At 70.4% G+C, this 11,856-nt stretch carries 10 protein-coding genes; 4 read left to right on the top strand and 6 right to left on the bottom strand.

Annotation, left to right across the window (positions count from 1 at the left end; translation table 11 throughout):
* Nucleotides 1-5 precede the first annotated feature (5 nt).
* Both OUQ99_RS05590 and OUQ99_RS05585 read left to right on the top strand, forming a co-directional pair.
* Nucleotides 6-938, top strand: coding sequence for a diacylglycerol/lipid kinase family protein (locus OUQ99_RS05590; RefSeq protein WP_267948354.1), 933 nt, complete (start codon nucleotides 6-8; stop codon nucleotides 936-938).
* Between the two features lie 302 nt (nucleotides 939-1,240).
* Nucleotides 1,241-1,498: a WhiB family transcriptional regulator gene (locus OUQ99_RS05585; protein ID WP_267948353.1), complete on the top strand. Its 258-nt coding sequence runs from the start codon at nucleotides 1,241-1,243 to the stop codon at nucleotides 1,496-1,498.
* Nucleotides 1,499-1,704: 206 nt separating this feature from the next.
* Here OUQ99_RS05585 and OUQ99_RS05580 read toward each other — a convergent pair whose 3' ends face one another.
* Complete coding sequence (locus OUQ99_RS05580) at nucleotides 1,705-3,249, bottom strand: sensor histidine kinase (protein WP_267948352.1); 1,545 nt, start codon at nucleotides 3,247-3,249, stop codon at nucleotides 1,705-1,707.
* A 144-nt stretch (nucleotides 3,250-3,393) separates the two neighbouring features.
* On the opposite strand from OUQ99_RS05580, the gene OUQ99_RS05575 reads away from it, so the two are divergent.
* Nucleotides 3,394-4,134: a GntR family transcriptional regulator gene (locus OUQ99_RS05575; protein ID WP_267948351.1), complete on the top strand. Its 741-nt coding sequence runs from the start codon at nucleotides 3,394-3,396 to the stop codon at nucleotides 4,132-4,134.
* A gap of 80 nt (nucleotides 4,135-4,214) precedes the next feature.
* Here OUQ99_RS05575 and OUQ99_RS05570 read toward each other — a convergent pair whose 3' ends face one another.
* The 4 genes from OUQ99_RS05570 to OUQ99_RS05555 all read right to left on the bottom strand — a co-directional run bounded on the left by OUQ99_RS05570 (nucleotide 4,215) and on the right by OUQ99_RS05555 (nucleotide 8,704).
* Entirely contained in the window at nucleotides 4,215-5,549 is a 1,335-nt protein-coding gene (locus tag OUQ99_RS05570; protein WP_267948350.1) for an HD-GYP domain-containing protein, read from the bottom strand.
* Nucleotides 5,549-6,919, bottom strand: coding sequence for an HD-GYP domain-containing protein (locus OUQ99_RS05565; RefSeq protein WP_267950265.1), 1,371 nt, complete (start codon nucleotides 6,917-6,919; stop codon nucleotides 5,549-5,551). The genes OUQ99_RS05570 and OUQ99_RS05565 overlap by 1 nt, the downstream gene beginning before the upstream one ends.
* Before the next feature lie 817 nt (nucleotides 6,920-7,736).
* The gene (rsrA, locus tag OUQ99_RS05560) at nucleotides 7,737-8,045 is read right to left on the bottom strand and encodes a mycothiol system anti-sigma-R factor (RefSeq protein WP_267948349.1); all 309 of its coding nucleotides are present in this window, start codon (nucleotides 8,043-8,045) and stop codon (nucleotides 7,737-7,739) included.
* The gene (locus OUQ99_RS05555) at nucleotides 8,042-8,704 is read right to left on the bottom strand and encodes a sigma-70 family RNA polymerase sigma factor (RefSeq protein ID WP_276567186.1); all 663 of its coding nucleotides are present in this window, start codon (nucleotides 8,702-8,704) and stop codon (nucleotides 8,042-8,044) included. Before OUQ99_RS05555 ends, rsrA begins: the two co-directional genes overlap by 4 nt.
* Nucleotides 8,705-9,060: 356 nt before the next feature.
* Between OUQ99_RS05555 and OUQ99_RS05550 the strand changes: the two genes are divergently transcribed.
* Entirely contained in the window at nucleotides 9,061-9,876 is an 816-nt protein-coding gene (locus OUQ99_RS05550; RefSeq protein ID WP_267948347.1) for a class I SAM-dependent methyltransferase, read from the top strand.
* Between the two features lie 174 nt (nucleotides 9,877-10,050).
* Here OUQ99_RS05550 and thiC read toward each other — a convergent pair whose 3' ends face one another.
* Nucleotides 10,051-11,739, bottom strand: coding sequence for a phosphomethylpyrimidine synthase ThiC (gene thiC / locus OUQ99_RS05545; RefSeq protein WP_267948346.1), 1,689 nt, complete (start codon nucleotides 11,737-11,739; stop codon nucleotides 10,051-10,053).
* Nucleotides 11,740-11,856 lie beyond the last annotated feature (117 nt).

The raw sequence follows: 11,856 nt of genomic DNA, 5'->3' as shown, positions 1-11,856 counted from the left end.
AGCGGGTGCGCGCCCTATTCATCGTGAACCCCCAGGCGACCACGACCACGTCACGGACCCGTGAGGTGATCCTGGGCGCCCTGGCCTCGGAGCTGGACATCACCGTCGCCGAGACCGAGTACCGCGACCACGCCGTGGTCCTCGCCCGCGAGGCCGCGGCCCGCGGCTACGAGCTCGTGCTGAGCCTCGGCGGCGACGGCACCGTCAACGAGGTGGTCAACGGCCTCCTGACGGCCCCCGAGGGGCTGAAGCGTCCGCGCTACGCGGTGATCCCGGGCGGCAGCGCCAACGTGTTCATCCGCGCCCTCGGAGTGCCCGGCGATCCGGTGGAGGCGACCGGCGCGGTGCTCGAGGCGGTCCGCGAGGGGCGCGAGCGCGAGATCAACCTCGGGCGGATCACCAGCGACCAGGACGACCGCTACTTCACTTTCTGTGCCGGCTTCGGATGGGACGCCGATGTGGTCCAGCAGGTGGAGCACGAGCGCGCGAACGGCCGCAAGGCCACCCCGGCGCTGTACGCCGAAGTCGCGGTAAAGCTGTTCTTCCAGGGCGATATCCGCGATCCGTCACTAAGCGTGTCCAGTCGCGGAAGGACCCTCGAAGAGGTGTATTTCGCGCTCGTCACCAACACCACACCGTGGACGTACGCGGGCGCCCTCCCCCTTCAGCCGACCCCCGCGTCCCGTTTCGAGCTGGGGCTGGACGCTTTCGCCCTGACCCACTCGTCACACGCGATCACCGGCTGGGTTCTTTCCCAAATGTTCTTCCCCAAAGGCTTGCCCGCGCAGGGGGACGGCTACGCCACGTGGCATGACCAGGACTCTCTCCGCATCACGTCGTCGCACCCCAGGGCGTTCCAAATCGACGGCGAATACCTGGGCGACCGAGAACAGGTCAACTTCCACTCTGTACCGAAGGCATTACGAATCATCTGTTAATTGCGGCGATAGATGCCATTCGCAAGCACTGTGACGCACCTGACACACCGATCAGGACCTTCGGCCTCGGGACCTCTTGCATGCCCCGGGGAACCCTGTCACGCTCAAGATATCGCCGCGAGTTACGGGCGAGTTAATTTGGGCGCTTCCCACATGGCCGTGGGGTGAAACCTGAACCATCTCGGCCTGGACATCCTCCGATGGGACCCATCCATCGGGCGCCCTTCGCACAATCCGCACACGCGCACGATCGTGAAAAGCTTCACAAGCATCCGATCGCCTCACCGTGAGGAGTGGACCGCATGGACTGGCGCCATGACGCAGCCTGCCGTGACGAAGACCCCGAACTCTTCTTTCCCATCGGGAACTTCGGCCCCGCACTGATCCAGATCGAGGAAGCGAAGGCGGTCTGTCAGCGCTGCCCCGTCAGCTCGGCCTGTCTGAAGTGGGCGCTGGAGAGCGGCCAGGACGGCGGTGTGTGGGGCGGCACCAGCGAGGACGAGCGCCGCCTGCTCAAGAAGCGCCGCGGCTCCTCCCACCGCTCCATGGTCCGCAGCTGACACCCCCTCGGCCGCACCCGCGGCCACAGCGGTACACCGCCGCACCGGCGCACCCCCTCCGGTGACACCGGCGGAACCCCCGCGGCGGAACCCGCCGCGGGAGGCGCGTCCCGACGGACGGCGCTCCCCCGTGCGCACACGGGGAGCACGAGAGGTCCCCGCGGCGCGACGGGGACCGCGCGCCTCCCCTTCCGGGGAGACCTCCCTCAGGGCACCTCGCCCTCCTCGCGCTCCAGCGGCAGGCTGATGGCGACCTCGGTCCCGCCGCTCTCCATCGGCTTGATCGCCAGGGTTCCCCCCAGCTCGCCCACGATGAGGGTCCGCACGATCTGGAGTCCCAGGCTCGTGGCGCCCTCCAGGTCGAAGTCGAGGGGCAGCCCGCCGCCGTCGTCGGACACGGCCAGCTCCAGGCTCCCCGAGCCCGGATGGGCGGGCTCCGGGTCGAACCGGCGCACCCGCACCTCGATCCGCCCCGGCCCCTGCTCCAGCCCGTGCTCGACGGCGTTCTGCACGAGCTCGGCGAGCACCATCGACAGCGGCGTCGCCACCAGGGCGTTCAGCAGCCCGAAGCCGCCGACCCTGCGGGGCACGACCGTTCCGCCGGTCGAGGAGACCTCCGCCGCCATCTGGATCACCCGGTCGGCGATGTCGTCGAAGTCCACGACCTCGTCCGGGGTGTGCGAGAGCATCTCGTGCACGATCGCGATGGACCCGACCCGGCCCACCGCCTCGTCCAGCGCCGCCCGCGCCTCGGGCACGTCCAGGCGCCGGGACTGCAGCCGCAGCAGGGCGGCCACCGTCTGGAGGTTGTTCTTGACCCGGTGGTGGATCTCCCGGATGGTGGCGTCCTTGGTCATCAGCTCGCGCTCGCGGCGCCGCAGCTCGGTGACGTCGCGGACCATCACCAGCGCCCCTATGCGCACCCCGTCGATGACCAGGGGGATGGCACGCAGCTGCACGGTGACGCCGCGCGTCTCCACCTCCGCCTCCTGCGGCGCACGGCCGCTCGCGGTGTAGGTGAGCGCCTCGTCCCGCGCCTCCCCCGTGGCGGCCAGCTCCAGGGTGGTGCGGTCCAGGCGCGCGCCCACCAGGTCGGCCGCCAGCCCGAGCCGCCGGTAGGCCGAGAGGGCGTTGGGGCTGGCGTAGACCACCTCGCCGTTCTGGTCCAGCCGCAGGAGCCCGTCGCCCACGCGCGGGGACCGCACCATGAGCGGCCCCTGGTCGCTGAACGGGAACGCCCCCTCGGCGATCATCTGCGCCAGGTCGCCCGCGCTCTGGAGGTAGGTCAGCTCCAGGCGGCTGGGCGTGCGCGCCGAGCTCAGGTTGGTGCTGCGCTGGATGACGCCGATGAGGTTGCCCTCGCGGCGCACCGGGATGGTCTCCTCCCGCACGGGGACCCCCCCGGACCAGTCCGGGTCGCCGTCGCGGCAGATCCGCCCCTCGCTCCACGCGCGGTCGATGAGGGCCCTGCGGCCGACCGCCCGCGACGCCGTCCGCGACGTGACATCCGTCATGTCGTCCAGGAGCACGGCCTCGACCAGGTCGTCCTGGAAGGCGGTCGGGCCGGTCGTGGGGCGCATCTGGGCGATCGACACCCAGCCGTCGTCCTCGCGCAGTCGCACCCACAGCACGAGGTCCGCGAAGGACAGGTCCGCGAGGAGCTGCCAGTCCGAGACCAGGGAGTGGATCCACTCCAGGTCCGCTTGTTTGAGTGACGTGTGTCGCCGGATGAGATCACTGAGGTGAGGCACTCACAAATCATCCCATGAAGGCGTGCATACTCAAGGGGTACGCACTCGACCAGTGGTCCACACCAATCGGCGGCCGCCCGCCCGCCGTACCGGCCACGCCGGCGGGGTGTGTGCGGCAAGCGCGGGACGCGGCGGAGGAGACTGATGACTGGTCAGCGCACACTGGACGGCAACCCCCGGGTGCCGAAGTACTACCAGGTGAAGAAGCAGCTCCTTGAGCTGATCGAGGCGATGCCCGCGGGCAACCCGGTCCCCCCGGAGAGGGCGCTGGCGACCCAGTTCGGCACGTCCCGGACGACGGTGCGCCAGGCGCTGACCGAGATGGTGGTGGAGGGCCGCCTCCTCCGTATCCAGGGCAAGGGCACGTTCGTGGCCAAGCCGAAGGTCGCCCAGGTGCTCCAGCTCACCAGCTACACGCAGGAGATGCGCGCGCACGGCCTGCACCCGGCGACCCGCATCCTGGACGTGAGCTACATCAACGCCGACGACCAGCTCGCCGAGCTCCTCGCGATCCGCTCGGGCGGCCGCGTGCTGCGCATCGAGCGGCTGCGCCTGGCCAACGGCGAGCCGATGGCCGTGGAGACCGCCCACCTCGCCGCACGGCGCTTCCCGGGCCTCCGGCGCCAGTTGGACCGCTACGCCTCGCTGTACGAAGCCCTGGCGAGCGCCTACGACGTCTCCCTGGCCGAGGCGGAGGCGTCGATCGAGACGGTCCTGGCCACCCCCAACGAGGCCCGGCTGCTGGGCGTGGACGTCGGCCTGCCCCTGGTGCTGCACTGCCAGCACAGCTTCGACGGCGACGGCCACCCGGTGGAGTGGGTGCGGTCGCTGTACCGCGGCGACCGCTACAAGTTCGTCACCCGCCTGCGCCCGCCCCTGGACTGACGGGCCCCGCCGCTCCCCCCGCGCCCCGCCGGGGCGTCCGGGGAAGCGCAGGCGGGGCCGTCCCTGCGCCGGGAGGCGGCTCAGACCCGGGCGAGCACCGAGGCCAGGGCGTCGACCACGCGGGGGTCGTACTCGCTGTCGGTGTCCATCCGCAGGCGTTCCAGCACGGCGGCGCGGCGCTCCGCGTCCCCGTTCTCCCCCACCAGGTCGTCGAAGGCGTTGGCGACCTTGATGATCCTGCTGCCCAGGGGCGGCACCCCCTCGTCGCCGTCGCCCGCGAGCGGCTCGCACTGGCGCCGGACCGTCTCCGCGACGTTGTCCAGCACGCCGGTCTCCCGGATGATCGCCGATCCGAGCTCGGCGATCCGCCTCTGCTCCCGCGGGGAGGCGAGCACGGTCGCCCCGCCCGCGATGGGCTCCCGCAGCGACAGCTGGCCGATGTCGTGCATCAGCGCCGCGTACTCCAGTTCCAGCAGCTCGGCCTCGGCCAGTCCCAGCTCGCAGGCGATCCCGTGGGACAGCTGGCTGACCCGGCGCGAGTGGCCGTTCTCGACGTACCCGCCCACCTCGGTCACCCGCGACAGCGCGCGCACCGTCTCCAGGTAGGTCCGCCGCACCTCCGCGTGGCGGCGGAAGGCCGCCTGGGACACCAGCAGGGGCGCCGTGAACACCAGGAGGCCGGCCAGGCCGGTCACCGTGCAGGCGAGCGCGATCAGCACACCGCTGGAGCCGATCGCGGCGCCCGTGGCGAACTGGGCGCGCAGCTCGTCCCGGACGGCGACCATGAGCCTCGTGCGCAGGCGCTCCGCCCTGAGCACGGCCGCGACCAGGGAGTCCGCGAACCAGGTGAGCAGCACCAGTGCGGCCATCAGCAGCGTGGCCGTCACCGACGGCCCCACCAGCCCCAGCTGCTCGGCCAGCGGACGGAAGGCCACCGCGAGCACCGTGGCGGCGAGCACCCTGCGGACCGCGTCCTCGACCCGGGGGCTGCGCCCCACCGCGACGTGCGGGAGCTCCCCCAGTGCCACGCCCAGCGCGACCACCGCCACCACCTGCCAGGCGGAGTGGTGGAGCGGCCCGGCGCCCAGGGTGAGCAGGAAGGCGTAGCTGATCGCACCGGCCGAGGCGATCGGCGCGACCTCGCGCGATCCCGGAAGCGTGATCCTGGCCAGCTCTCCGACCGCGATGACCAGGCAGAAGGCGAGCGCCACGTAGGGTTCGACGAAACCGGTGGCGGCCGTCCACACCAGGGCGGCCAGGGCCCCGGCCCCCACCGAGCCGACGAGCACGGCGCGGAACGGCCGGGCCGTGCGCCAGAGGGGGCCGCGCGGGCGCTGGTGGCTGAGGGCCCCGCCCTCGGGTCCGCTCAGCGCCGGGCGCGACGTCCCCGCGCCGTCGGACTGCTTCTGGGTCATCATCGCTCGCTCCCGCCCGTCACCGCGTCGGCGGGAGCGGCCGTGTCGGCCGCCTCCTCCTCCGGCTCCGGCACGGGCGCCGGAGCCGGCGCCTCGTCGCCGGCCGCGGTGTCCACGGACCCCGGGCAGGTCCGGTTCGTGGGGTCCGCCTCGGTGTAGCAGCCGCCCGGGGGCTCGGCGATGTCCGGCGTCTCCCAGCCCTCCCGTTCGACGGCGCGCACGAGGGCCTCCACCATCCTGGGGTCGAACTGGGTCCCGGCACAGGCGCGGAGCTCGGCGATGGCGTCCTCCGCCGACCACGCCTGCCGGTAGGAGCGCGTGGAGGTGAGGCAGTCGAAGACGTCGGCGACGCTGATGATGCGCGCGGACTCGGGGATCTCCATCCCCACCAGCCCCATGGGGTAGCCGCGCCCGTCGAGGCGCTCGTGGTGGTGGCGGATCCCGGCCAGCGCCTCGTCCAGGAAGCTGATCTCGCGGACGATCTCGTAGCCGCGGGTCGGGTGGAGCTTGATGGCCGCGTACTCGTCGTCGGTGAGTTTGCCCGTCTTCTGCAACACCTTGGTGGGTACTCCGAGCTTGCCGATGTCGTGCAGCATTCCGGCGTACCGGATCTTCTGCACCCGCTCGGCGGGCATACCCAGTTCCCGGGCGATCATGGCGGCGCCCTCGGCGACGCGCATGCAGTGGCCCCGGGTGTAGTAGTCCTTGGTCTCCACCGCCTGGCAGAGGGTGGCGAGGGTCGCCTCGTGGGCGCGCGCCTCGTCCAGCTGCTGGGCGAAGGTCCAGCGGGCGATGAACAGGGGCAGCAGGACCAGGAGCGGGGCGACGAGTCCGACCCCTCCCCAGACGGCCGCGATGGCGAGCCCCAGCATCTGGTAGCCCATGGAGGACAGCTCGACGGCGACCAGGGGACGCCAGTGGAGCCTGCTCCGGCTCCCCGGCCGCACGACCCCGAGCGCCCACATGAGGGTGCCGATGAGGACCGAGTTGACCAGGGAGTGGGTCAGGACGGCGGCGACGTAGGGGAGCACCACGGCCGGGAAGTCCTCCCGGCCCGGTTCCCCCACCGTTCCGCCGAGCAGAAGGTAGACGTGTCCGGCCGCGTAGGCCGCCAGTGCGAACTGCGCGCCGTTGAAGGCCCTCTTGACGAGGTCCATCCTGCGGATCGTGAGGCAGGAGGCGAAACCGACCACCGCCGCACCGACCGGTCCGACCAGGACCACCGCGGCCAGCGAGACGGCCGAGCTCGGTGATATCCCCGCTCTGACGCCCTTGAGGACGGCTGTGCTGATCGACTCCGCGACCACGAAGAGGATCGCGACGAGGACCAGCGTCTGCAGATCGATTCCCGAGTAGGGACCGATGAGCACGATGGCGACAGCACTGACAACGATGATTCCGACGTAGACACGCGCGCCCTGAGGAAGAGCCCGCACCCCCGTTCACCCCCCGCCAATGACGACCGGACTGTCATGGTTTCACCGGTTCTGTTCTACCACCAGGACCACCCGGTGAAGGCGGTTACGACCCAAAGAGCACCGATCGCGGTGTGGAGCATGCTGATGAACATCGTTGTTCCCCTCTCCCCGACGCAGGCGCACCTCCATTCCCCCGGGCACGCCGCGTAAATTACCCCATTCGTTGGATATGGCGACCAGTTTAACGGGCAACAGCAGACTCCTGTTTACCTCCGACCCGAACCACCGTCGATCCGCAACCCCGCGATGGCAACAAGTTCCGGAATGCGGAATTACGAATTCAATTAGTAATTTTATTCTATTACTCTGAGTAACCACTGATCATCGGACAAGCAGGTTGGACTACCCGCCGTCAAGACGATTGCCCTCGGCCCACCCGACCGAGACCACCTCGAACGACTACGGAAAGTAACCATTCGCAACAGTCTGGGGGACTCGGGGGAAAAAACATTCCGAGTCGGTTACGGCCTGGGACGGAGCCGGTGTTCCGGGCGTGTCGAAGAACGCTGCAAGAAGGTTGCCGCGTCCGCACGTGACCAAAACTCCGGCAGCCACGGGGAAACGGGGAAGACATTCACGCAAAAGCCCTAAATTGCCACACAAGGAGCCAGAGTCAGTCAATTCAGAAATGGGGCACAAAATAGACAATGGCGGTACCTGGAATTCCAGGTACCGCCGTCTCGGGTGTCGGAGGCCGAGGACGAGGCCCTCAGGCGGGCGCTCCCGGCGCCTCCGCGCCGGCCTCCTTGGCCAGCTGCTCCGTGCGCGCCAGGGCCAGACGCCCCAGCACCTTGTCGCGCAGGTCCATCGGGACGGGGTCGCAACCGCAGTGCTTGGCCACGAGCTTCTTCACCGCCTCGTCGAGCCCGTACTCCTCCAGGCAGGGGCTGCAGCCGTCCAGGTGCTCCCTGATCTGCTCGCAGTTGCGCTCCTCGAGCTCACCGTCGATATAGGTGTAGAGCTTGTCGAGCACCTCGCTGCACGGGGTGTCGCTGTGTTCGCCGTGACCGCCGCTCATCGCAGATCTCCTCGATCCGACCCGTCCTGACCCCCACCAGCGGACGTTCCCGAGGCGACGCCGGCGGCCGCGGCCGCCCTCGCCGGCAGGAAGCCGCGCTCCGCCGCGTACTCCTCCAGGTGCGACCGGAGCTGGCGACGGCCTCTGTGCAGACGGGACATGACCGTCCCGATCGGCGTCCCCATGATCTCGGCGACCTCCTTGTACGCGAAGCCCTCGACGTCGGCGAGGTACACGGCGATCCGGAAGTCCTCGGGCAGCTCCTGGAGCGCCCGCTTGACGTCGCTGTCGGGGAGGTGTTCGAGCGCCTCGGCCTCGGCCGACTTCAGACCGGCCGCGGTGTGCGACGCGGCCTGGGCCAGCTGCCAGTCCTCGACGTCCTCGGTCCCCGCCTGCTTCGGCTCCCGCTGCTTCTTGCGGTAGGAGTTGATGAAGGTGTTGGTGAGGATGCGGTACAGCCACGCCTTGAGGTTCGTCCCCTGTTTGAACTGGTGGAACGAACCGAACGCCTTGGCGAAGGTCTCCTGGACGAGGTCCTCCGCGTCAGCGGGGTTGCGTGTCATCCGCAACGCCGCGGAGTAGAGCTGGTCGAGGAAGGGGAGCACGTCCCTCTCGAACCGCTCGTCCCTCTCCTCGGCTGTCTCCTGGCCCTGTTCCAAGCCCGTCGGCCTCCTCGCACTGGTCCCAGCTGGGGCATCCATACCCCAACGATACGGTCCCGTGGCCCTGACCCGCGCACCGCCACCGCGTGGCGGCGACGCCGTCTCCCCGCGCTCGAGACATGAACCGGCAGTCGGCATGCTCTGACGACCCTCCTCATAGGACTTTCGTCCGCCCCGGACGTCCGCTTCCGGTGGCGGTGTGGAGGACAACAACGTTCGCGCCGGGCTGATTCCGCGCCACCGGGGGGACGAAGGTCCCTTACCCGCCCGAAATTGTCGTTTGCCTCGGTCATCGGAGGTGAGGCATGGCAGAGTGCGGGTAGGACCACTTGAAGGATGGGAGAGGAGCGCACGTGCAACCGTCCTCAACCCCTGCCTCCGAACGCCCCCGCTCGCCCGCGGCGCAGTTCGCCACCCCCGACCGCCTCTCGGACTACTGGCGGTTCTACTGGGCGGTCGCGGAGGCGCAGATCGCCCGCTGGCTCCCCGAGGCACCCTCCCGGCTCCTCGACGTGTCCAGCCCCGACTACCAGGGCACCCCGCGCGCGGTGGCCGCCGGCCACGACGTCGTGACCCTGCTCCCCTCCGCCGACATGGCGGTGCGCCGCCCGCTCACCCTCGTCAACGGGCGCGCGGTGGTGCCGCGCCCGGCGCGGCGCGGACGCCTGCGCCACGTCGTCGGGGACTCCGCCTTCCTGCGCAACTTCGCCTCCGAGGTCTTCGACGGGGTGATCGCCGACAACCGGGTCCTGTCGCGCCACCTGGCCACCGAGTCCTCCGTCGCGGAGGTCGCCAGGGTGCTGCGCCCGGGGGGACGCGCCCTGCTGTGCGTGGACTCCGTGGTGCTGGGCATGGCGCTGCTCGCCGAGCAGGACTGCTGGCCGGAGCTGAGCCACGCGCCGAGCGCGGACGTGCTCCTGGTCCCCTGGCCCGACGGTTCCATCACCCGGTGCTTCACCGCCGAGCAGCTCACCGAGACGCTCTCGGACGCGGGTCTGGAACTGGAGTGGATCAAGCCCCGCACGGTGCTGTCCGCCTCCACGGTGGAGATGATGCTGGCCCGCGACCCGAGGTCGATGGGACGCCTGGTGGAGATGGAGCTGCGGGCGACCGAGTCCGACGACTACGTCGGCGTGCACCTGGTCGCCAGCGCCCGCAAGCCCGGCTGAGCGGCGTCCCCTCCGTCGCGGACGAGGGCGTCCGCGGGAGCTCACACGTGGTGCGGGGTGGCCGGGGGGACACTCCGGCCTTCCACACTCCGCGAGCGGCCCGCCCCCCGGTCTCCCGGGGGACGGGCCCGGCCCGCGGAGGCCGGACCCGCCGGGGCGCCCGCGGCGCACGCCCTACTCGGCGAGGGGGAGGTACACGCGTTTGCCCTGTTCGGAGAACTCCGCCGACTTGTCGGCCATGCCCCGCTCGATGGCCGCGACGGTGTCCAGACCGTGCTCCTCCGCGTAGCGGCGCACGTCCTGGGTGATCTTCATGGAGCAGAACTTGGGCCCGCACATGGAGCAGAAGTGCGCCGTCTTGGCCGGTTCGGCCGGCAGGGTCTCGTCGTGGAAGGACCGGGCGGTCTCGGGGTCGAGGGACAGGTGGAACTGGTCCTGCCAGCGGAACTCGAACCGCGCCCTGGACAGCTCGTCGTCCCACTCCTGGGCCCCGGGGTGCCCCTTGGCCAGGTCGGCGGCGTGCGCGGCGAGCTTGTAGGTGATGACGCCCGTCTTGACGTCGTCGCGGTCGGGCAGCCCGAGGTGCTCCTTGGGCGTGACGTAGCAGAGCATCGCCGTGCCGAGCCAGCCGATCTGCGCGGCACCGATCGCCGAGGTGATGTGGTCGTAACCGGGGGCCACGTCGGTGGCCAGGGGGCCGAGCGTGTAGAACGGCGCCTCGCCGCACAGCTCCTCCTCCAGGCGCACGTTCTCCGCGATCTTGTGCATGGGGACGTGCCCGGGGCCCTCGATCATCACCTGGACGTCGTGCGCGCGGGCGACGTGGGTGAGCTCCCCCAGGGTGCGGAGCTCGGCGAACTGGGCCTCGTCGTTGGCGTCGGCGATCGACCCGGGTCGCAGCCCGTCGCCGAGGGAGAAGGTGACGTCGTACTCCCGGAGGATCTCGCACAGCTCCTCGAAGTGGGTGTACAGGAAGCTCTCCCTGTGGTGGGCCAGGCACCAGGCGGCCATGATGGAGCCGCCCCGGGAGACGATGCCGGTGACCCGGCGGGCGGTGAGCGGCACGTACCGCAGCAGCACCCCCGCGTGCACCGTCATGTAGTCCACGCCCTGCTCGCACTGCTCGACCACGGTGTCCCGGTAGACCTCCCAGCTGAGCCGGGCCGGGTCCCCGTCGACCTTCTCCAGTGCCTGGTAGATGGGCACGGTGCCGATCGGGACGGGCGAGTTGCGCAGGATGCGCTCGCGGGTCTCGTGGATGCGCCTGCCCGTGGACAGGTCCATGACGGTGTCGGCGCCCCAGCGGGTGGCCCACACCATCTTCTCGACCTCCTCGGGCACGGAGGAGGTGACGGCGGAGTTGCCGATGTTGGCGTTGATCTTGACCAGGAAGTTCTTGCCGATGATCATCGGTTCGGACTCGGGATGGCACCGGTTGGCGGGGATGACCGCGCGGCCCAGTGCCACCTCTGAGCGGACGAACTCGGGGTCCACGCCCTCGCGTTCGGCCACGAAGCGCATCTCGGGGGTGAGGGTCCCGGCCTTCGCGCGGGCGAGCTGGGTGGACGCGCCGCCGGCCGTCCGGTGGTCCCCGGCCCAGGCCAGGCGGGTCGGGGGAAGGCCCCGGTGGACGTCGACGGACACGGCGTCGTCGGTGTAGGGGCCGGAGGTGTCGTACAGGTCGAAGTGGCTGCCGTTGCTGAGTCCCACCCTGCGCCGGGGCACGCGGAGCGTGTGCCCCTCCGGGGTCACGACCTCGCGATAGACCTTGGATGATCCCATGATGGGACCAGTGGTCACCCGGTGAACGGCGGTGGCGGAACCTCTGGTGGAACTGACGTCACGACCGTCGGTAGCCGTCATGGCATGCCTCCCTACGTCGGAATTACCCGAACAGGTTCTGCGGTCGGCGACACCGTCGAGTCGCCCTCTCAGCCCGCCATGGCGCGAGCTCCCGCGTTGCGTATTCACATGTGTGGG

It is taken from the genome of Streptomonospora nanhaiensis (assembly GCF_026642255.1).
In the GTDB taxonomy this organism is placed as follows: domain Bacteria; phylum Actinomycetota; class Actinomycetes; order Streptosporangiales; family Streptosporangiaceae; genus Nocardiopsis; species Nocardiopsis tropica.
This window is presented reverse-complemented; position numbering and strand designations above follow the sequence as displayed.

Coding starts and splice junctions, on each gene's coding strand:
- OUQ99_RS05570 (WP_267948350.1), bottom strand. CDS start 5,549: ATGACCCAGAAGCAGTCCGACGGCGCGGGGACGTCGCGCCCGGCGCTG.
- rsrA (WP_267948349.1), bottom strand. CDS start 8,045: ATGAGCGGCGGTCACGGCGAACACAGCGACACCCCGTGCAGCGAGGTG.
- OUQ99_RS05585 (WP_267948353.1), top strand. CDS start 1,241: ATGGACTGGCGCCATGACGCAGCCTGCCGTGACGAAGACCCCGAACTC.
- OUQ99_RS05575 (WP_267948351.1), top strand. CDS start 3,394: ATGACTGGTCAGCGCACACTGGACGGCAACCCCCGGGTGCCGAAGTAC.
- thiC (WP_267948346.1), bottom strand. CDS start 11,739: ATGACGGCTACCGACGGTCGTGACGTCAGTTCCACCAGAGGTTCCGCC.